The sequence below is a fragment of the Allobosea sp. 47.2.35 genome, from assembly GCF_024655635.1.
In the GTDB taxonomy this organism is placed as follows: domain Bacteria; phylum Pseudomonadota; class Alphaproteobacteria; order Rhizobiales; family Beijerinckiaceae; genus Allobosea.
The window spans coordinates 157450-177235 of record NZ_JANLGI010000002.1; the positions used below are offsets into that span (position 1 = coordinate 157450).

General features: G+C 67.0%; 15 protein-coding genes and 1 tRNA gene. 6 read left to right on the forward strand and 10 right to left on the reverse strand.

The genetic code is table 11. From position 1 onward, the window contains the following. Positions 1-3: 3 nt before the first annotated feature. Positions 4-78, forward strand: a tRNA-Glu gene (locus tag NUV79_RS03420). 101 nt (positions 79-179) lie between these two features. On the opposite strand, the gene NUV79_RS03425 is transcribed toward NUV79_RS03420, so the two are convergent. Beyond that, positions 180-1367, reverse strand: coding sequence for an amidohydrolase (locus NUV79_RS03425; RefSeq protein WP_257731682.1), 1188 nt, complete (start codon positions 1365-1367; stop codon positions 180-182). A gap of 288 nt (positions 1368-1655) precedes the next feature. Here NUV79_RS03425 and NUV79_RS03430 point away from each other — a divergent pair, with 288 nt between their 5' ends. Then, positions 1656-2840: a MalY/PatB family protein gene (locus tag NUV79_RS03430; protein ID WP_257731683.1), complete on the forward strand. Its 1185-nt coding sequence runs from the start codon at positions 1656-1658 to the stop codon at positions 2838-2840. Positions 2841-3006: 166 nt separating this feature from the next. Then, positions 3007-4026, forward strand: coding sequence for a LacI family DNA-binding transcriptional regulator (locus tag NUV79_RS03435; RefSeq protein WP_257731684.1), 1020 nt, complete (start codon positions 3007-3009; stop codon positions 4024-4026). On the opposite strand, the gene NUV79_RS03440 is transcribed toward NUV79_RS03435, so the two are convergent. The 9 genes from NUV79_RS03440 to NUV79_RS03480 all read right to left on the reverse strand — a co-directional run bounded on the left by NUV79_RS03440 (position 4013) and on the right by NUV79_RS03480 (position 14302). Beyond that, complete coding sequence (locus tag NUV79_RS03440; RefSeq protein WP_257731685.1) at positions 4013-5692, reverse strand: metallophosphoesterase family protein; 1680 nt, start codon at positions 5690-5692, stop codon at positions 4013-4015. The two genes, NUV79_RS03435 and NUV79_RS03440, sit on opposite strands and share 14 nt — an antisense overlap. Beyond that, positions 5689-6327, reverse strand: coding sequence for a dual specificity protein phosphatase family protein (locus NUV79_RS03445; RefSeq protein WP_257731686.1), 639 nt, complete (start codon positions 6325-6327; stop codon positions 5689-5691). The genes NUV79_RS03440 and NUV79_RS03445 overlap by 4 nt, the downstream gene beginning before the upstream one ends. Further along, positions 6324-7157, reverse strand: a complete 834-nt coding sequence (locus NUV79_RS03450; protein ID WP_257731687.1) for an inositol monophosphatase family protein — start codon at positions 7155-7157, stop codon at positions 6324-6326. The genes NUV79_RS03445 and NUV79_RS03450 overlap by 4 nt, the downstream gene beginning before the upstream one ends. 93 nt (positions 7158-7250) lie before the next feature. Further along, the gene (locus NUV79_RS03455) at positions 7251-8117 is read right to left on the reverse strand and encodes an inositol monophosphatase family protein (RefSeq protein WP_257731688.1); all 867 of its coding nucleotides are present in this window, start codon (positions 8115-8117) and stop codon (positions 7251-7253) included. Further along, on the reverse strand, positions 8104-8910 hold the full coding sequence (locus NUV79_RS03460) for an HAD family hydrolase (RefSeq protein ID WP_257731689.1): 807 nt from the start codon (positions 8908-8910) through the stop codon (positions 8104-8106). Before NUV79_RS03460 ends, NUV79_RS03455 begins: the two co-directional genes overlap by 14 nt. A gap of 65 nt (positions 8911-8975) precedes the next feature. Then, positions 8976-10118 (reverse strand): ABC transporter substrate-binding protein, encoded by a 1143-nt coding sequence (locus NUV79_RS03465; protein ID WP_257731690.1) that lies wholly within the window; start codon positions 10116-10118, stop codon positions 8976-8978. Between the two features lie 47 nt (positions 10119-10165). Further along, entirely contained in the window at positions 10166-11299 is a 1134-nt protein-coding gene (locus NUV79_RS03470; RefSeq protein WP_374678753.1) for an ABC transporter substrate-binding protein, read from the reverse strand. A 21-nt stretch (positions 11300-11320) separates the two neighbouring features. Beyond that, positions 11321-12445, reverse strand: coding sequence for an ABC transporter ATP-binding protein (locus NUV79_RS03475; protein ID WP_257731691.1), 1125 nt, complete (start codon positions 12443-12445; stop codon positions 11321-11323). A 3-nt stretch (positions 12446-12448) separates the two neighbouring features. Then, the gene (locus NUV79_RS03480; RefSeq protein WP_257731692.1) at positions 12449-14302 is read right to left on the reverse strand and encodes an ABC transporter permease; all 1854 of its coding nucleotides are present in this window, start codon (positions 14300-14302) and stop codon (positions 12449-12451) included. Between the two features lie 565 nt (positions 14303-14867). Between NUV79_RS03480 and NUV79_RS03485 the strand changes: the two genes are divergently transcribed. The 3 genes from NUV79_RS03485 (at position 14868) to NUV79_RS03495 (ending at position 19782) form a co-directional block, all read left to right on the forward strand. Further along, complete coding sequence (locus NUV79_RS03485) at positions 14868-15881, forward strand: amino acid ABC transporter substrate-binding protein (RefSeq protein WP_257731693.1); 1014 nt, start codon at positions 14868-14870, stop codon at positions 15879-15881. Positions 15882-16062: 181 nt separating this feature from the next. After that, positions 16063-18411, forward strand: coding sequence for a molybdopterin guanine dinucleotide-containing S/N-oxide reductase (locus NUV79_RS03490; protein WP_257731694.1), 2349 nt, complete (start codon positions 16063-16065; stop codon positions 18409-18411). Between the two features lie 93 nt (positions 18412-18504). After that, positions 18505-19782 (forward strand): NAD(P)/FAD-dependent oxidoreductase, encoded by a 1278-nt coding sequence (locus NUV79_RS03495; RefSeq protein WP_257731695.1) that lies wholly within the window; start codon positions 18505-18507, stop codon positions 19780-19782. Positions 19783-19786: the final 4 nt, after the last annotated feature.

Below are 19786 nucleotides of genomic sequence, written 5' to 3' on the forward strand. Positions count from 1 at the left end.
AAAGCGGTCTTCGTCTATCGGTTAGGACACCAGCCTTTCACGCTGGGAAGACGGGTTCGATTCCCGTAGACCGCGCCATTTTCTTGAGCGGCCTGACAGGCCGATGCACAAGCGCTCAGTCGAGGTTGCCTCCGGCATCGGTGTTTTGCCGATGCCGGGTTTCGCTTCGTAGGCGGCCGTCAATCGACCCATTTGCCGTCGCGGGCGACGATGCGCCCGCTTTTCACGACCAGGGCGCGCTTCGGCCGGTCCACGACGATCTGGGCCAGGTTCTCGCCCGCGATGAGGACGAGGCTGCCCTCGCAGCCCGTCTCCAGGCCATGGCCCTGCAGCTCGAGCAGCTCGGCGCCGCGGCGCGTGCCCATGCCGAGACATTCGATCAGCTTGTCGTCGGTCCGGCTGCCGGTCCGGTAGGCGAGCAGCCAGCAGCGGTCCAGCATGTCGCCGTTGCCGTGCGGGTTCCACGTATCGCGCAGCGAATCCGAGGCGATGGCGCATTTCACGCCGCGCCGCGCCAGTTCGAACATCGGCGGAAACACGTTCGCGCCGGGGACCGCCGAGATGATGCCGATGCGCGCGTCGACCACCATGTCGATCATGCGCTCGACCTTGTCGCGCTGCGGATCGCCCAGGCAGAACGCATGGCTGACGACGACGCGCCCCTGCATGCCGAGCGCCCTGGTCCGCTCGACGATCAGGCCCATCTCGAACAGGCCGAGATCGCCAGCCTCGTGCAGATGGATGTCGATCTTGGCGCCCTTGCGGCTGGCAATGTCGAAGATCGTGTCGAGATGGCCCTTCGGGTCGCCGTCGATGCCGCCAGGATCGATGCCACCGATCACCGTGGCGCCTTCGTCGAGCGCCGCCTCCATCAGGTCGGCCGTGCCCGGATCGATCATCATGCCGGTCTGCGGGAAGGCGACGAGCTCGAGCCCGACGGCGTGCTTCGTCTTCTCCCAGGCTTCGAGGACGCCGTGCAGGTTGTCCAGCTTGTACGCTGTCGAGATGTCGATGTGGCTGCGGATATGCGTTGAGCCCATCGCGACGCACTGGCGCATGAGATTGCCGGCGCGCTCCGGGACGCCCCAGGGCAGGGTCCTGCGGATCTCGACCTCGTTGTCGATCATCTCGCGCAGGGTGCGGGGGACGTTGATGCCGTGCCAGGGCAGGCCCCAGAGGATCTTGTCGAGATGCACATGCGGCTCGACGAAGGGCGCGATGGCGATGGCATTGGCGCCGTCATGGACCGGTACTCCGGGCTCGCGCGGCAGGTTCGGCCCGACGGCGGCGATCCGGCCGTCCTTGATCAGGATATCGGATGTGGCCTTCGCATCGGGGCGGATATTGGTGACCAGAAGGTCGGTCATTTCGGCTCCTGAGTTACGGCGTGGGTCGCTGTCATGAAGATCGCGGGAGGGGCGGGCCGCACCCTATCCGCTGCGCGTGAATCTGGAGCGCTCCAAAACGGGCAATGACCTTTTCCTCGCGCGCAATGGCGGTGTCCGGCAAGCCGACGGTCTTCCAGCTGCGAGAGCCTGACCGGTGCCTTCGAGGAATGCGCTTGTCGTGCCGCTGCATTGCATCGGGCAGTGGCTGTGTTCTCCCGCGAGACCTGCTAGGGGAAGGATATTCTCCGTCTTAGCTGGCAGGGCCACATGCAGCTTCTCCCCAATTTCGACGAGCGGATAGATCGCCGCGGCACCCACTCGGCCAAATGGGACAAGATGGAGACCGTCTATGGCGTGCCGGCCGATAGCGGCATCGCGATGTGGGTGGCGGACATGGATTTTCGCCCACCGGCCTGCGTGCAGGGCGCCCTCGAGGGCATGAACGCCCATGGCATCTACGGCTATTTCGGCGATGACCGCGCCTATCTCGCCGCGATCCGTTGGTGGATGCTCAACCGGCATGGCTGGGAGGTCTCGCCGGACTCGGTCTTCACCACGCACGGTCTGGTGAACGGCACCGCGCTTTGCGTCGAGGCCTATACCAAGCCCGGCGACGGCGTCGTGCTGATGACTCCGGTCTACCATGCCTTCGCGCGCATCGTGACCGCGTCGGGCAGGCAGGTCGTCGAATGCCCGCTGGCGCGGGAGGAGGGGCGCTACGTCCTCGATATCCCCGCCTGGGACGCCGCGATGACCGGCAAGGAGCGCATGCTGATCCTGTGCTCGCCGCATAATCCGGGCGGCCGCGTCTGGACCCGCGAGGAACTGCGCGCGATCGCCGATTTCTGCAAGCGCCACGACCTCATCCTGGTCTCCGACGAGATTCACCACGATCTCGTCATGCCCGGCCAGAAGCATACGGTGATGCCGGTCGCGGCGCCCGAGATCATGGACCGGCTGGTCATGATGACCGCCACGACCAAGACCTTCAACATCGCCGGCGCCCATATCGGCAACGTCATCATTCCCGACATCCGGCTGCGCGACCTGTTCCGCGGACGCATGGACGCGCTCGGCATCTCCCCGAACTCCTTCGGCATGGCCATGGCGACCGCCGCCTACAGCCCGGAAGGCGCGGCCTGGGTCGATGCGCTGAACCTCTATCTCGACGGCAACCGGCGCCTGTTCGATGCCGGCATCGACGCGATTCCAGGCGTGCGCTCGATGCCGCTGGAATCGACCTATCTCGCCTGGGCGGATTTTTCAGGGACGGGCATGGAACCGGCCGAATTCACCGCCCGCGTCGAGAAACAGGCGAAGATCGCGATCAATCACGGCCCGACCTTCGGCAAGGGCGGCGAGAGTTTCCTGCGCTTCAATCTGGCGACGCCGCGCGCGGTGGTCGTGGAAGCGGTCGATCGCCTGAAGCTCGCCTTCGCCGACCTGCAGTAACGAAGAGCGGGTGACGGCAGGGGAAATCCAAGCCTGCACCGCCGGCTCTTGCACGCGCGGGACATCCGCATTTGCAAGGCGCTCCGGACTCTCCTAAGACCTTCCTGTAAGGGCATTTGCACGTTTGTGCTCTGATGCACATTCCGTGCATGACCATGGAGGGACGATGACGGGAGCGAAGCGGGGCCGGTCTTTCGTCAGCGCCCAGCAGGTCGCGGAGCTCGCGGGCGTTTCACGCTCGGCGGTGTCGCGCACCTTCACGGATGGCGCCAGCGTCTCCGAGGCGACGCGTGAGCGGGTGCTGGAGGCTGCGCAGACGCTCGGCTACCACGTCAATCATCTGGCGCGCGGCCTGATCAATGAATCCAGCGGCATCGTCTGCCTGATTGCGGGCGATGTCGCGACGCCCTACCAGTCGCGCATGCTCGACGCGATCTCACGTCGCCTGCAGGCGATCAATCAGGTCGCCATGCTGATCAACACCTCGGGCGATGGCGAGAGCGTCGCCAAGGCCTTGCGCCAGACGCTGAACTATCGCGCCCAGGCGACGATCGTGCTCTCAGGCGCGCCGCCGGCCGCCTTGATCGAGACCTGCGTCGCCAGCGGCCAGCATGTCATCCTGATCAACCGCGATGACCCGTTGACCGGCCCCGAGAATATCGTCGTCGACAATGTCGCCGCGGCGAACGAGGCCTTCCACATGCTGCGCCGGGCCGGCTGCTCGCGCATCGCCGTGGTGTCCTCGCTCGCCGGCACGCCCAGCATCGTCGGGCGCGAGGAGGCGTTTCGTCAGGCGGCTGCCGCAGAGGGCTTCGAGGTCACCGTCGCGCGGACCGGGCCGACGGCCTATGCCTCCGGCTACGAGGCTGCACGCCAGCTGCTGGCACGGTCCGACCGACCGGACGCTGCCTTCTGCGTCACGGACCTGCTGGCCTGCGGCTTCCTCGATGGCGCTCGCACCGAGTTTGGCATGGCGGTGCCGGAGGAACTCTGCGTCGTCGGCTTCGACGATATCGAGCAGGCCGGCTGGGCCTCCTACGGCCTCACCACCTTCCGCCAGCCAATCGACCTGATGGCCGACCATATCGTTGCGAAGCTTGCAGCCGGGGAGCCGGGCGTCAGCGCCCCGACGGTCACGACCTTCCCGGTCACGCCGGTCTGGCGTCGAACAGTCAGGCCGAAGTGAAGCGATCCGCGACCGCGCCGGTCGCGAGGTCGATCGAGAAGTCCCGTGAGGGCAGGCTCGCGAGATAGCTTTGGAGGATGGCGAGGAAGCTGGCGATGCGCGCCTGCAGGCTCGTCGCCGGCCAGTGGCCCGCCCGGTAGCGCGCCGCCAGCGCGCGATAGGCATCGAGCCGCTCGGGCGCGATGAAATCGAGCGTGACATGCCGGCCCTTGCGCAGCCTGTACCAGTCCACCACCAGTTCGAAGAAGGGCAGGGCCTCCGCGTCGGCGGCCTGCGGCACCACGTCGGCGGGCGCGAGCGGCGCGGCGATCCCCGCCAGCCGGTCGAGATCGGCCAGCGTCAGGCGCGGCACCAGTGCGGCGAGATCGGCAGGCCACTCCTTCGGCAGGTAGCGGCGGCGCACCATCTCGGCGAGATGCGTGCTGAGGAAGGCGCCATGGCTCGTGGTGGAGGCGATGCCACCATCGTCCTCGCCGCTCAGCTTGGCCTCGGCCTTGTAGAGATCGAAGGCGAGATCGAAGCCCGGCACCTCGGTCAGCACCACCGTCTCCACGTCGAGACACCCCGCCGCCACGGTCGCGATCTTGTAGGCCGGTGGGAAGCCGACCATCGAGGGAACGGCGATGTTGATCAGCCAGTCGTCGCCGCTCGAAACCCGCGCCGTGTCGTTGATATGCAGGTGCCCGCTGAAATGGATGCGCACCCCGGTTGCGGCGGCAGCCTCGGCCGTGGCGGCAGTCGGCGCGCGGCGGACGAAGGAGGTGTCGCCAAGCAGGCGCGCTTCGTCGGCGGTGGTGCCGTTCAGCGGGTCGAGCACCGGATAATGCGAGAAGGCCAACAGTGTCTTGCCGAGCGCCTTCGCGCGCGCCGCCACATCGCGCATCCAGGCCAGCACGAAGGGCTTGTTGCGCGGCATCGCGTTCCAGCCGGCATCGGTGCTGTCGATATAGCTCTTCTCCAGCGTCGGATCGCGGTCACCGTCACGGGGCTCGAAGACATTGGCATCGATGGAGAGCACCCAGAGACCCTCGACCGGCTCGACCAGATAGGAGCTGTCGACCATGCGCCTGATGGTGCCGCCATCGGCCGAGCGGATCTCGAAGCTGCGGGCTGACAGCGCATCGTCCGGCCCGAACGGGCTTTCCCAGTGCAGGTGCCAGGGGCGGCGGAAGAAGCCGAGCTCGGCCATGGCGGGGATGGCGCTGTCATAGCCGCCGCAATGCATATTCGAACTGACGATGCGGGCGGTTGAATCCTCCGCGTCGGCCTCGGGATCGCTCGTCACCAGAACATGGCTGCCGTCGGCATCGAGGAAGCGCTTCGACTGGTGCCGGCCATGGATGGCGTAGAGGTCGTGATTGCCGGGCGTGGCGAGGAAGCGCAGGCCATGGCGGGCGCTGTAGTCCTGCAGCACGGCCGTCGCTGCCGCCATCGTCGAGCGCTGGCCGTCATCGGTGAGATCGCCGACGAGGACGACCAGCTCGATGCCACGCGCCACGATGTCGTCGAGCAGAGCAGGGAGCGCCGGGTAGCTCTCGTTGAACACCCGTGTGGACGCGACTGTGTCGGCAAGGCTGCGCACGGCCGCGAGCGGCGCATGCGGCTGGCCTGCCCGATAGGTCACGTCGTGGAAATGCGGATCGGCGATGACGGCGATGCGGGTCATGCCGGCGCATGCTCCTGAGCTGCGTCGATCCGGCGAATCCAGTCGGCGGCGCGGGCTGCTGCTGCGGCGAGCATTGGTTTCGGCGTCTCGTGCCATTCGTCGGGCCGGAGTTCGCGCTTCTCCCGGACATGGGCATAGGCCGCTTCCAGTGTCGGATAGACCTCCGGCATCTCGACATGCAGGAACAGGCCTACCAGCGCGACCGAGCGGCTGCGGCCGGCGCGGCAATTGACCAGCACGTTGCCGCGCTCGCGCAGCGGATAGGTCGGGCGGTTCGGCAGGACCTGCGCGAAGGCGCCGCGCAGCACATAGAAGCCGCCGAGCATCATGGTCTCGGGATTGCCGTCGCCATCGACGAGGCCGATCTTGTAGTAGCGCAGCGCCCCGCCGCCATAGAGGCTGCCGGGCGGCGTGTCCGGGAACGGCTTCACGGCATAGTTGATATCGAGATTGACGGCGCAGTTGACGACGGTGGTGATGCCGTGGCGCTTGAGCAACTCGACATCGCCGGCCGCCTCCATGCCGCCGATATAGAGCTCGACACCATAAGGCGTGACATTCGGCTCGATCAGGCTCAGCGGCGGGCGGTCATAGGGTGGGCTGTCGTCATGCATCGCGGGGTAGCCTGTCGTCATGGTTCCAGCGGGATGCCGGTCGCTGCGCTCATGCCGCTGGCGATGCCGGGCGCGGCCGCCAGGACGCCGCCACCCTTAGCCAGCCCGTCGAGCGCGAGGAAGGGGCCGACCTGGCCGCCGGCCTCGCGGACGAGCAAGAGCCCGGCGAGGCAATCCCACGGGTTCATGTGCAATTCGGCATAGCCGTCCGAGCGGCCATCGGCGACATAGGCGAGGCCGAGCGCGCCCGAGGCCGCACGCCGGACATTCGCGCCGCGCTCCAGCAGATCCGAGAGCACGGCGAGATAGGTCGCGTTGGGCAGGCGGTTCGACCAGCCGAGCTCGACGCAGGCCGCCGTATAGGCGCTGGTGCGGGACACCCGGATCGGCCGGTCGTTCAGCGTCGCGCCATGCCCGCGGCGAGCAAAATGCAATTCGTCGAGGGCGGGATTGTAGATCGCGCCGATCTCGATCTCGCCATCAGCGACGAAGGCGATCGAGATGCAGAAATGCGGGATCGCGCGGGCGAAATTCGCCGTGCCGTCGATGGGATCGACGACCCAGACATGGCCCTCGACGGTGCCGCCGGTCTCCTCTCCGAGAAAGCCGTCCTCGGGGAAACTCTCGGCCAATCGCGCCTTGATATGGCGTTCGACCGCCGTGTCTGTCTCGGTCAGGAAATCCTGCGGCCCCTTCATGCCGATCCCGGCGTCTGGCCCGGCGGCCGCGCGGGCAGCAAAGCCTTCCCGCGCGATCTCGCCGGCTGATCGGGCCAGCGCCACGCAGAAGGCGGCGCGCGCGTCGAGGTCTAGCGCGGCGGCAGGGACGAGCAGGGCGGAGCTGGATGTCATGGCCGGGTTTCCCGAGGGCGAAGGGCCCGATCGGGCCGGGTTGATTTGCACAGCTGTGCAGAAAACGTCAACATGCGTCGCTCGCAGCTGTCGTCAGGCGACCGCGACGCGGGGCTGAGCGGCAGCCTTGGCGATGCGCGTGGTCGAGATCGCCTCGGCGACGCCCTGAAGTGTCGGATAATCCGCGCCCGCGCCGGTCGCGACATAGCCGGGGCAGAACAGTTCGGATGCATCCGCGCCTGCCTTGCCGAGCGTGAAGCCGCGATACTGGCCGCCGGACTGGCGCAGGATCAGGATCGCCGCCGCCACGTCCCAGGCGTTCACACCGAAGCCCGCGGCGGCATCGACCCAGCCGGCCGCGACATGGGCGATGCTGAGCGCGGCGCTGCCCGGCCGGCGCAGGGTCGAGAACGTCTCGGTCAGCCGTGCGAAACGGTCGAGCGCGACCTCGCGCCCGTCGAGCCGGAAATCGCGCGCGACCGGATAGCCGGTGATCAATGTGGCATGCTGCTCGTCCGGCACGGCGTTCGAGCGGATGGGTTCGCCATTGCACCAGGCACCCGAGGTATCGGCGGAGAACAGGGTGTCGGCGACAGGGTCGAGGATCGCGCCCGCGACGATCTCGCCGTCCACGACGGCGCCGACCGAGACGCACCAGAAGGCGAGGCCGCGCGCGAAATTGGCGGTGCCGTCGATCGGGTCGACATACCATTTGACCCGGCCGGAGCCGCTGGCGCCGGCTTCCTCGCCGACAACCTCGGAATCCGGCACCTCGGCCAGCAGGAAGGCGCGGATCGCCGCCTCGCTCTCGCGGTCATGGCGCGTCACAACGTCATGGCGGTCGACCTTGAAATCGACCGCCATGGTCGAGCGGAAGGCGGCGAGAAGGGCAGGCTGCACCAGCCGCGTGGCGCGCTCGGCGACATCGCGCAGCTTGGCGGATTCATCAGGCGGCATCATCGGCTACTCCGGCGCAGGCATTCTCGAACAGGGTGAGGAGGCCGGCGGGATCGGCGACGACCGCATCCGGCGTGAGGCCTTCGAGCGCGTAGGGCTTGTCGTAGGTGCCGCCGGCTTCCATGAGGATGACGCCGCCGACGCCCGCGCGGCGGCCGCAGAGCACGTCGCGGTCGAAATTGTCGCCGACATACCAGGCCTCGCCCGGCTCGATTCCGAGCGCGCGGGTGGCGAGCCAGATCATCTCGGGGTTGGGCTTGCGGATTCGGACGGCGTCGCTGTGGATCTCGACGGCGAAGCGCTGGCGCAGGCCGTTCTCCTCCAGAAAATCGAGATGGACCTGTCCGGCGAGCGCATTGCTGACGATGCCGACCGGCACCTTTTCGCGGTCGCAGGCGTCGAGCAGCTGGATCAAACCCCGGCGCAGCGTCCGCTTGCTGCGCAGATGGCCCATCGCCTCGCAGAGTTCGCGTGCCCGGCGCGTGACGGCGACGCGGGCGGCAACCGGCCAGTCGGCCGCGACGAAATCGCTCCAGAACTCTTCCTGATCCAGCTCGCGCGGGGAGAAGAGCCGCGACATCGCGTTCTTCCAATGCTTGTCGGCAAGGCTGCCGGCGGCGATGTCGGCCACGATCCGCGCCGGCCTCGGCGCTGGGGCCCCGGCTTCCGCGAGCACATCAGTGACACGCGCCGCGAGAGCGGTCTCCCAGCCCGGTACCTTGGCGGTCTCGACGATGACGCCGCCGAAATCGAGCAGGAGCGCGCGCGGGCGCCGCAGGGAGGCAGATGCAGTCATGGCGGTCTTCGTCAGTCCGGGCAGTGGGAAGGAGAGGGCGCGTCTCGGCGCCCTCTCCAGAGGGCTTACTTCTTGTAGGCGGAGCGCCAGAGATCCTGCCAATCCTGCCGCCGGTCCCAGTCGTCGAGACCGGTCTTGGCATTGAAGGGCAGCAGGCGGTCGAGCACGGCGGAGAGGCCCGACGGCTCGTCATCCGGCAGCTTGATCTCCGGATTGGTCGGCACCTTGCCGTCGACGACCTGCGGCATGATGCCTTCCGGGGTCAGGATATAGTTGATGAAGAGCTTGGCGGCGTTGGGGCTCTTGGTCTTCGTCGCGATCATCGCGAGCTTGGTGTAGGACCAGGCCGGCCAGGGCGAGAAGCTCTCGCACAGCCCGAGCTTGTAGCCCTTGTCCTTGTTGTCGCGGAACTTGGCCGAGGACATGAAGCCGAAGAACGGCTCCTTCTGGCCGGGCGCGCCGACCGCTTCCGAGATGCGCTCGTCCGTTTCGGAGACGAGCGGCGCGTTGGCGGCGAAGGCCTTGACCCAGGCGGCGGTGGCGCTCTCCTCGCTGGTCTTCAGCTCCTTGCCGTAGAGGTCCTTGTAGGCCTTGGCGACGGCGGCGTCGTGATGCGTCGCCATCTGGTTGATGAAGTCGTTGAAATTGCTGCGCGAGAGCGGGTCGAAATAGGCGACCCGGCGCTTCCACTGCGGCTCGGTCAGTTGCCACATATTGGTGACCGGGCAGGTCTTGTAGACCTCGGTGTTATAGGCCCAGACCGTGGCGTTGATGCTGATCGCCAGGGGATTGCGATAGAGCTCCGGAATCTGGGCCGCCTTGTCCTGCGGCAGGAAGCTGTAGACGAACTTCTCCGGCAGCAGCTGGGCCAGCGCGGCCGGCGTGTCGGTCAGCAGTACCACGTCGCCCTTGACGTTGTTGGCCTGGGCCTCGCGGATGATCATCTCGAGCTGGCTGGTGGCGGAGACCTTCACGCCGGTCGCCTTCAGCCCGTATTTGGCCGAGAACGACTTGGCCATGTCCACGATCTTGCCGGTGCTGTCATAGATCGTGATCGGCGGCTCGTTGCGCGCCGCTGCGAGCGCGGCGGCCTCGTCGAAGGGCACGACGCCCTGCGCTGCGGCGGGGCCGGCCAGCGCTGCAGTCAGCAGGCCGGCGATCAGCCCGGCCAAGGCTCGTGGACGCGATGATGGACGATGCTGTGTCATGTCGCTCTCCCTGGCTGTTTCCCGGCCTCGTTGGGCCGTTTTCCGTCTTATTTCTTGTAGTTGAGCCGCCAGAAATCCTGCCAGTCCTGGCGCTTGTCGGCATCGTCGCCGGCGGTAGTGGCGTTGAAGGTCATGAGATGGCCGAGCACGGCGCCGACGCCCGAGGGCTCGTCGGACGGCATGGCGATCTTGGCGTTGGTCGGAATCTTGCCATCGACGATCTGCGGCGCGATGCCCTCTGCCGTCATCAGGTAGTGGATGAAGAGCTTGGCGGTCGCCGGGCTCCTCGTGTTTTTCGCGATCAGCCCGAGGCCGGGATAGGTGAAGCCGGCGAAGGGCTTGAGATCCCGGCAGATGCCGAGCTTCAGGTTGGCGGTGAGGTTGTCGCGGTATTTCGCGGTCGAGACCAGCGCGAAGAACGGCTTGGCCTGGTTGGCGGCGCCCGCAGCCTCCGCGACCGTGCCGCTATCACCCATCATCGGCGCGTTCCGGGCATAGGCCTTGACCCAGGCGGCGGTGGCGCTGGCCTCCGTCGTCTTCAGCTCCTTGCCGTAGAGGTCCTTGTAGGCCTTGGCCATGGCGGCGTCATGATGCGTCGCCATCTGGTTGAACCAGTCGGCGTAGAGCGGCTTGTCGTAGATATCGAGCATCGCGACCCGGCCCTTCCATTCGGGCTCGGTCAATTGCCAGATATTGGTGACCGGGCAGGTCTTGTAGGCGGCCGTGTTATAGGTCCAGACATGCGGGTCCGTGACGATGACGAGCGGCTTGCGCATCGCCTCCGGCACATCAGGCGCGATATCGGGCGGCACCCAGCTTTCGACGATGCCCTGCGGCAGGAGTTCGGTCATCGCGGTCGAGACGTCGATGGCGACGCTGACATCGCCGATCACGTTGCTGGCGCGGGCCTCGCGCACGAGCAGGTCGGCTTGCGTCGCTTCGTTGACCTTCTTGCCCGTGGCCTTGAGGCCGTATTTTTCGGAGAAGGCCTTGGCGGTCTCGACGATCTTGCCGGTGACCGCATAGACCGTGATCGGCTTCTCCGTCTTGGCCGCCGCGATCAGCGCGTTCAGGTCGAAGCGTTCGGCTTGCTGCGCGGCAGCCGGCGACAGGCCGGCCATCACCGCGAGGGCAACAGTCGATGCCGCGAGGCGGAGCCGGGCGGGAATGCTTGACGTCATGGGCATCTCCTTCGGTTCGCGTCAGTGGCGGCGGGCAGGGCGCAACGCCTGATCGGCGGTTGCGGAGCGGTTGCCGGCCTTGTTGAAGACATGCAGCGCGCGCGGCTCGACCCAGAACGACACCGTCTCGCCCTGTTCGATCGCGGGCATCTCATGCGTGGTCTGGAACAGCTTGCCGCCCGGCACGGTCAGTTCGACGATCCAGCTCCCGCCTGTCGGCAGGATGCCGGTGACCTCGGCCTTGCCGGAAAAGGCACCTTCAGGTGCCGTGCCGGTCGTGACCTTCAGCGCCTCCGGCCGGATACCGACCGAGCCTGCTTCCGCGAGCCCGCCGGAGAAGGCGGTCAGCCACTGGCCGGCGCTGGCCGCGACCGGCGTCGGCGTATCGCCTAGCTCCAGGATGTTGATCGGCGGGTTGCCGACGAACTGGGCGACGAAGCGGTTGGCCGGCCGGTCATAGATGTCGTTGGGTGTACCGACCTGCTGAAGATGTCCCTCGCTCATCACGGCGATGGTGGTCGCCAGCGTCATCGCCTCCCACTGGTCATGGGTGACGAAGACGATCGTGGTCTTGAACTCGCGATGCAGACGCTTGAGCTCGGCGCGCATTTCAAGGCGCAGCGCCGCGTCGAGATTGGAGAGCGGCTCGTCGAGCAGCAGCACCTCGGGATTGACCGCAAGCATGCGGGCCAGCGCGACGCGCTGCTGCTGCCCGCCCGAGAGCTGCGACGGGTAGCGGTCGCGGTATTTCTCGATGCCGAGCGTGCTCATCACGCGCTGCACCCGCTCCTCGCGCTCGGCCTTGGGCACCTTGCGCAGCCGCAGGCCGAAATCGGTGTTGCGCTCGATCGTCAGATGCGGCCAGAGCGCGTAGCTCTGGAAGACCAAGCCCATCTCGCGCTTCTCCGGCGGCACGAAGATGCCGGCGCCGACGCTGTCGACCATCCGGGCGCCGACCTGGATCTCGCCGGCACTGAGGTTCTCAAGCCCCGCGATCATGCGGAGCGTCGTGGTCTTGCCGCAGCCGGAGGGGCCGAGCAGGCACATGAATTCGCCGTCGCCGATTTCGAGATCGAGGCCGGAGACGGCATTCGCCCCCGCAACCCCGTAGTTCTTCGCGACGCCGCGCAGGTTGATCCTGGGCATGGTTCAGTTCCCTAGTCCTTGCGCGAGATTGGATTTGGTCAGCTTCTGGCCGGCGAGCGTGCCGAAATAGGAGATCGCGGCGATGATCAGCACCACGGCATTGGCCGCCTGGGTGTAGTGGTAGTCGATCAGGCGCAGCGAATAGGTGGTGAGCACGTCGGTGCCGGGCACTGCGAGCACGACGAAGAGGCTCAGGCCCTTGATGCCGGAAATGAACGGCAGCAGGATTCCGGTGGTCAGCGCGCCCTTCTGGATCGGGATGACGATCGCGATGAGGCGGCGGAACCAGCCGGCGCCGGCGATCTGCGCCGCTTCCTCCGGGTCCTTGCCGAGCTGCATCATCGCCGCGACGCCGGCCCGCGAGGCATAGGGCATCTGGTCGGCGATGAGGGCGAGCATCAGGATCGCCGCCGTCCCGTAGAGCGCCGGGATCGGTCCGCGCGGCACCGCGAAGAGCGAGAGATAGGCCGCGGCGAAGGCGATGCCCGGCACAAGATAGGGCATGAAGGTGACCTGGCGCAGGAAGGCGGCGAGCGGCCGGACCGGCGTGCGCGCCACGACATAGCCGACGAGCAGGCCGAGCACGCCCGAGGTCACCGAGGCGACGCCGACGATCGACAGGCTGTTCCAGGCCGCCTGCCAGAGATCGGGGGTGAACAGCACGCCGCTCTTCATCGCGACGGTGTTGAGATCGCGGCCGATCCAGTAGTCGAGGGTGAAGTTGGCCGGCGCGAAGTTGCCGGGCTGGCGCATCACGGTCGAGAGCGCGAGCGTCAGCAGCGGCAGCCCGACGCTGAAGGCGAACATCAGGGCCGCGAAGACGGTCGCCGGCCAGCGCAGGATGCCGAGCGGGCTCAGCCGGCTCATCGAACCCTTGGAGCCGATGGTGACGAAGCGGCGCGCTTCCTTGAGCAGCCTTGCGTCGATCATCAGCGTGATGACGCCGATCAGCATGATCGAGCCGGCGAGCACGGCCGCGACACCGGACTGGCGCGACGAGATGCTGCGATAGAGCGAGGTGGCGAGCACGTCGAAATCGACCGGCAGGCCGAGCACATAGGCGACGCCGAACTCGCCGAGGCATTTCGCGAAGATCAGCACCATTGCCGAGAGCAGCGCCGGCTGCATCAGCGGCAGGATGATCTGGCGCGCGACGGTGAGCCGGTTCGCGCCGAGGATGCGGGCGGAATCCTCCAATTGGCTGTCGAAGCGGCGCAGCGCATTGCCGAACAGCAGGATCACGAAGGGCGAATAATGCAGCGCCAGGATGATGGTGATCGGCAGCCGGCCATAGGCGAGCCAGTCCGGCGGCGTAAGGCCCATCGCCTCCAGCCAGCCTGGCTGGCCGCCGACGGTGCGGTTCTTGAACAGCGTCGTCCAGGCGAGCGCGAAGGTCCAGGCCGGCAGCATGTAGGGCACGATCAGCGCGGTCGCGAACCAGCGCCGGCCGAACATGTCGGTGCGGCTGAGCAGCCAGGCAAGCAACCCGCCGATGATCATCGCGAGCGCAATGGCGCTGGCCGCCACCGTCAGCGTGTTGGCCAATGGCCCCCAGAACAGGTCGCGGGCGACGCGCGAGGTGAAGGCGCGCTCGAGATAATAGGTGGTGAAATCGCCGGCGCTTGCCTTCAGGCGGCGCTCGTCGCCGAACTGCACCCGCACGGCGTCGAACAGGATCGACAGCACCGGCATGACGATCAGATAGGTGAAGAGGCCGGCAAGCAGCAGGCCGATGAAGGTGGTCGGCCCGTTCAGAGCAACCTTCGCACGATAGCGCAGGGCATTCAGCCGGCTGCCGCTGCTCGGGATCGATGCGGGAACCGGGCCGGCGCTGCGGGCGATCGGGGAACTGCTCATCGCCTCACGCCGCCCTGCTGGCAGGGCGTAACTGGGCAATAGCAATGCACGCGTGTGCGCCGTGCCGGACACTAAGCCCTTCGACCATTCCGTTCCCTCCTTGCCTACCGGCAGACCGACAGGCTTCGTCTTGTCGGGGCGGGTCAAGGGAAGTGGCCCTTGCCGCCCGCTTCCACCGTTTCTCGGCGGTTTCGTGCCATGCTCTGATAAGCCGGCTTCCCATTGGTCCACGGCCGGGCTGCGCTTGTCAACGGGTTTTGGTGAATTTTCGCACAGCTGTGCAATCGTAATGAGCGCGAAGCAAGCCAGTCGGATTACGCTGGAAACTGCCGGGCAGTGCACAATTGTCACATTGCTGGGGTGCCTGTTCGATCAGCTGTGCGGAAGACTGAACGGACACGCTGCGTGTATCGGGGCGGCCGGGGGGGCGAGTCCGTTCCGCGGCCCTTTGACTGGTCGGCGGTCGCTGCGCCACTGAAGAAGCGGTGCCCACGCGTGCTGGCGATTGACGGGAGCCGGGCCGCGTGGAACATCGTCGGCTCTATTGTCACCTAGGGATGGAACTATGAAGTTTTCACTGGCGCTTGCCGCTGCTGTCGTCTGCACCGTGTCGGTGTCGGCGGAAGCTCAGACCCTGAAGACCATTCAGTCGCGCGGTGTCCTGAACTGCGGGACCGGGGCGAATCTCGCCGGCTTCGCCGTTCCCGATGCGAACGGTGTCCTGACCGGCATCAACGCCGATTACTGCCGGGCGCTGACCGCGGCCATCTTCGGCGACAAGTCCAAGGTGAAGTTCATCCAGCTTCCCTCGAAGGACCGGATCACGGCGCTTCAGTCGGGCGAGACCGATCTCATCGCCGCCACCACGACCTGGACCATGAGCCGCGACACCACGCTCGGCCAGAACTTCCGCGCGACCTATTACTATGATGGCCAGGGCTTCATGGTGAAGAAGTCGCTGAACATCAAGTCGGCGAAGGAGCTCAGCGGCGCCTCGATCTGCATCCAGCAGGGTACCACGACCGAGCTCAACACCGCGGACTATTTCCGCAAGAACAACATGAAGTTCGAGCCGGTGACCTTCGCCACCAACAACGAGGCGACCGAGGCCTATGAGAGCGGCCGTTGCGACGCTTTCACCACGGACGCGTCCGGCCTCTATTCCGAGCGCATGCGCTTCAAGGCCCCGGGCGACCACATCGTCCTGCCGGAGACGATCTCGAAGGAGCCGCTCGGCTACGTCACCCGCCACGGCGACGACCAGTGGTTCGACATCGTCACCTGGGTTCATTTCGCCCAGATCACGGCCGAGGAGCTCGGCGTGACCCAGGCGAATGTCGACGAACTGCGCGAGAAGTCCGACAATCCCGAGATCAAGCGCCTGCTCGGCAAGGAAGGCACCTTTGGCGAGGCGCTTGGCCTCAAGAATGACTGGGCCTACAACGCGATTAAGGCTGTCGGCAATTACGGCGAGATGTTCGAGCGCAACCTCGGCAAGGGCTCGCTCCTCAAGATTGAGCGCGGCCAGAACGCGCTGTGGACCAATGGCGGCCTGCAATACGCGGCGCCGATCCGCTGAGCATCGGGCAACTCGTCAGCTAACATAAGGAAAGGCCCGGCTGGTTCCTCAGCCGGGCCTTTCTGCATTGCAGCCAAGCGTGCGGCGCTTGGCTGTAATCCGCGAAAACCCCTTGCTGTCTGCATCGGACAAGGGGAATGAGGAAGGGCTGTTTCAGTCCGAAAAGGTGAGGGTGAAGGCGATGACGGCTCCGATCGTTCCGGCAAGCGAAGCTGTGACCGAAAGCGAGGCGTTTCGCCCGCATACCTCGCACTGGGGCGTGTTCTCGGCCCGCATGAAGGAAGGCCAGCTCGAGGTCCGTCCGCATGAGGGCGACCCCGACCCCAATGAGATCATCCAGAACTTCCCAGCGGCCCTGCGTCATCGCGCCCGCATCGCCCAGCCCATGGTCCGGCGCGGCTGGCTGGAGAACGGCCCCGGTCCCGATCATCGCCGTGGCCGCGACGAATACGTCTCGATGTCCTGGTCGGCCGTGCTCGACAAGCTCGCCGGCGAACTGCGCCGCGTGCGCGACGACCACGGCCCCGGCGCGATCTTCGGCGGCTCTTATGGTTGGGCCAGTGCCGGGCGCTTCCACCACGCCCAGAGCCAGATCCACCGCTTCCTGAACACCTCGACCGGCGGCTATGTGAAGTCGGTCAACAGCTATTCCTCGGGCGCGTCCTCCGTCCTCGTGCCGCATATCATCGGCGACTACGAGGACCTGGTGAAGCGCAACGTCTCCTGGGAGCAGATCGCCGACCATAGCGAGATCGTGCTCGCCTTCGGCGGCATGGCGCTGAAGAACAGCATGGTCGCCGGCGGTGGCACCAGCCGCCATGTCGAGCGCGGCGCGATGGAGCGGGCGCAGGAGCGCGGCTGCGAGTTCGTGCTGGTGAGCCCGCTGCGCAGCGACCTTCCTCCGGGCGCCGGCGCCGACTGGGTCGCCAACAAGCCCGGCAGCGACACCGCGCTGATGCTGGCCCTTGTCCATACCCTCGTCGTCAACGGCCTGCACGACCGCGCCTTCCTCCACCGCTACACGGTCGGCTGGCCGGTCTTCGAGCGCTACCTGCTGGGTGAGACCGACGGTCAGCCCAAGGACGCGGCCTGGGCCGCCCCGATCGCCGGCCTGCCGGCCGAGGAGATCGTCGCGCTGGCGAAGCGTCTTCACGGCAAGCGCGCGCTCATCGTCGTGGCTCATGCCCTGCAGCGCGCCACCCATGGCGAGCAGCCGGTCTGGATGGGCATGGTGCTTGCGGCGGCGCTCGGCCAGATCGGCCTGCCGGGCGGCGGCTATGGCTATGGGCTTGGCGCCATCGCCTATTACGGCCGGCGCTACAACGCCGTGCCGATGCCGACCTTCTCGCAAGGGCGCAACCCGATCAGCGACTATATCCCGGTCGCGCGCATCTCCGATATGCTGCTCAACCCGGGCACGACCTATCGCTATAATGGCCAGACCCGGACCTATCCCGAGATCAAGCTGGTCTATTGGGCCGGCGGAAATCCGTTCCACCATCATCAGGATCTGAACCGCCTGCGCGAGGCCTTCGCCCGCATCGACACGCTGGTCGTGCATGAGCTCGCCTGGACCGCGACGGCCCGCCACGCCGATATCGTGCTGCCCTGCACGATGACGCTGGAGCGCGAGGATATCGGCGGCAACCCGAACGATCCGCTGCTGGTGCCGATGCATCCGGTGGTTGCGCCTTATGGCGAGGCGCGCGACGACTATTCGATCTTCGCCGATCTCGCCGAGCGCCTCGGCACCGGCGAGGCCTTCACCGAGGGCCGCACCGCCCGGCAGTGGCTGGAGCACCTCTACGAGCCGACCCGCACGGCTTTGGCGGCGAAGGGCCTGCCGGCACCGAGCTTCGCCGAGTTCTGGGCGGGCGAGGGCTTCGACCTGCCGCAGCAGCCGGATGATGGCGGCAAGCTGCGCGCCTTCCGGGCCGACCCGGCAGCCGCGCCTTTGCCGACGCCATCGGGCAAGCTCGAAATCTTCTCGGAGACGATCGCCGGCTTCGGCGAGGCCGATTGCCCCGGCCATCCGACCTGGCTCGGCGCCAGCAACGTGCCCGATGAGACCAACCCCTACGTGCTCGTCGCCAACCAGCCACGGACCCGCCTGCACAGCCAGTTCGATTTCGGCGGCCATAGCAGCGATGCCAAGCATCGCGGCCGTGAGGTCGCGCATATGCATCCGGACGATGCGGCGCTGCGCGGAATTGCCGATGGCGACATCATCCGGCTCTCGAACGAGCGCGGCGCCTGCCTCGCGGCCGTCCATGTCACCGATGGCATCCGCAAGGGCGTGATCCAGCTCCCGACCGGCGCCTGGTACGATCCCGCCGATCCGAACGACGACAAGCCGCTCTGCGTCCACGGCAATCCGAACGTGCTGACCCGCGACATCGGCACATCGGCGCTGGCGCAGGGCTGCACCGGCCAGCTGACGACGGTGCAGGTCGCGCGCTTCGACGGAAACTTGCCGCCGATCCAGGCCTTTGACCCGCCGGGCTCGCGTACGGCGCAAGCCGCCGAGTAAGCCTCGACATTCGTGATCCGCCGCCGGGAAAATCCGTGGCGGATCGCGCAAGCCGACAACGAAACAACCCGCCGCCTGCCTCCGAGAGACCGCATGTCCTCCTATATAGACACCTATTACCGACGCACGCTTGCGACCGAGGAGAGCTACGCGCCGGCCGAAGGCACGCTGAAGACGGATATCTGCATCGTCGGCGGTGGCCTCGCTGGCCTGACCGCCGCGCTCGATCTTGCCCGTGCCGGCCGCTCGGTCCTGCTGCTGGAGGCGCAGCGTGTCGCCTGGGGCGCATCGGGCCGCAATGGCGGTTTCGTCAGCCCGGGCTACGCGACCTCGCTCGCCGCGATCGAGCGCCAGACCGGCCGCGAGCAGGCCGATGAGCTCTATCGCCTGACGATGGAAGGTGTGGAGATCGTCCGCGGCAACATCGATAGCCTCGCGATCACGGAAGCTGCGCCGTCGCCCGGCATCATGAAAGTCGTGCGCTATGACGGCGGCGCCGGGCTGCAGGCGGTGCGCGACACGCAAGAGAAGCGCTTCGGCCGCAAGCTCCGCTATCTCGGCCGCGACGAGACCCGCGCGCTCCTGAACTCGCCGAAGTACCACGCCTCCCTGACGGCCGATGATTCCTTCCATTTCCACCCGCTGAACTATGCTCGCGCGCTCGCCCGCGAGATCGTCCGGCTCGGCGGCAGGATCCACGAGGGCTCGCCGGTCATCTCCTGCGAACTCGACGGAGCCGTGAAGCAGCTGAAGACGGCCAAGGCGACCATCGAGGCCGATCAGGTGCTGTTCACCACTGGCGGCTATACCGGCGATGTGCTGCCGGCCCTGCGCCGCGCCTATATCCCGATCGCGACCTATGTCCTGCTGACCGAGGCCGCGCCGGACCTGATCCGCCAGGCCATCCGCATCGGCACCGGCGTCGGCGACGACCGGCGCGCCGGCGATTATTACCGCACGGTCGAGGGCGGCTCGCGCATTCTCTGGGGTGGGCGCATCACCACGCGTACGACCGAGCCCAGAGACGTCGCCGCGATCCTGCGCCACGAGATGGTCACGACCTATCCGCAGCTCGCCGAGCTCAAGGTCGAGGCCGCCTGGTCGGGCCTGATGTCCTATGCCCGCCATCTCATGCCGCAGATCGGCCAGTTCCGACCGGGCGTCTGGTACTGCACGGCCTTCGGCGGCCACGGCATGAACACCACCGCGATCGGCGGCACGGTCATCGCCGAGGCGATCCGCGGCGCCAGCGACCGCTACAAGCTGTTCGCGCCTTTCGGCCTGGTCTGGAACGGCGGCCCGTTCGGCACGGCGGCGGTCCAGTTGACCTATTGGAGCTATCAGGCGGCCGACCTGATCCGCGGGCGATAGGCGT

Excerpts from the sequence above, each read along its gene's own strand:
- NUV79_RS03465 (WP_257731690.1), bottom strand. The coding sequence starts at position 10,118 with ATGACACAGCATCGTCCATCATCGCGTCCACGAGCCTTGGCCGGGCTG.
- NUV79_RS03470 (WP_374678753.1), bottom strand. The coding sequence starts at position 11,299 with ATGACGTCAAGCATTCCCGCCCGGCTCCGCCTCGCGGCATCGACTGTT.
- NUV79_RS03455 (WP_257731688.1), bottom strand. The coding sequence starts at position 8,117 with ATGATGCCGCCTGATGAATCCGCCAAGCTGCGCGATGTCGCCGAGCGC.
- NUV79_RS03440 (WP_257731685.1), bottom strand. The coding sequence starts at position 5,692 with ATGACCCGCATCGCCGTCATCGCCGATCCGCATTTCCACGACGTGACC.
- NUV79_RS03460 (WP_257731689.1), bottom strand. The coding sequence starts at position 8,910 with ATGACTGCATCTGCCTCCCTGCGGCGCCCGCGCGCGCTCCTGCTCGAT.
- NUV79_RS03425 (WP_257731682.1), bottom strand. The coding sequence starts at position 1,367 with ATGACCGACCTTCTGGTCACCAATATCCGCCCCGATGCGAAGGCCACA.
- NUV79_RS03495 (WP_257731695.1), top strand. The coding sequence starts at position 18,505 with ATGTCCTCCTATATAGACACCTATTACCGACGCACGCTTGCGACCGAG.
- NUV79_RS03445 (WP_257731686.1), bottom strand. The coding sequence starts at position 6,327 with ATGACGACAGGCTACCCCGCGATGCATGACGACAGCCCACCCTATGAC.
- NUV79_RS03485 (WP_257731693.1), top strand. The coding sequence starts at position 14,868 with ATGAAGTTTTCACTGGCGCTTGCCGCTGCTGTCGTCTGCACCGTGTCG.
- NUV79_RS03490 (WP_257731694.1), top strand. The coding sequence starts at position 16,063 with ATGACGGCTCCGATCGTTCCGGCAAGCGAAGCTGTGACCGAAAGCGAG.
- NUV79_RS03480 (WP_257731692.1), bottom strand. The coding sequence starts at position 14,302 with ATGAGCAGTTCCCCGATCGCCCGCAGCGCCGGCCCGGTTCCCGCATCG.
- NUV79_RS03450 (WP_257731687.1), bottom strand. The coding sequence starts at position 7,157 with ATGACATCCAGCTCCGCCCTGCTCGTCCCTGCCGCCGCGCTAGACCTC.
- NUV79_RS03430 (WP_257731683.1), top strand. The coding sequence starts at position 1,656 with ATGCAGCTTCTCCCCAATTTCGACGAGCGGATAGATCGCCGCGGCACC.
- NUV79_RS03435 (WP_257731684.1), top strand. The coding sequence starts at position 3,007 with ATGACGGGAGCGAAGCGGGGCCGGTCTTTCGTCAGCGCCCAGCAGGTC.
- NUV79_RS03475 (WP_257731691.1), bottom strand. The coding sequence starts at position 12,445 with ATGCCCAGGATCAACCTGCGCGGCGTCGCGAAGAACTACGGGGTTGCG.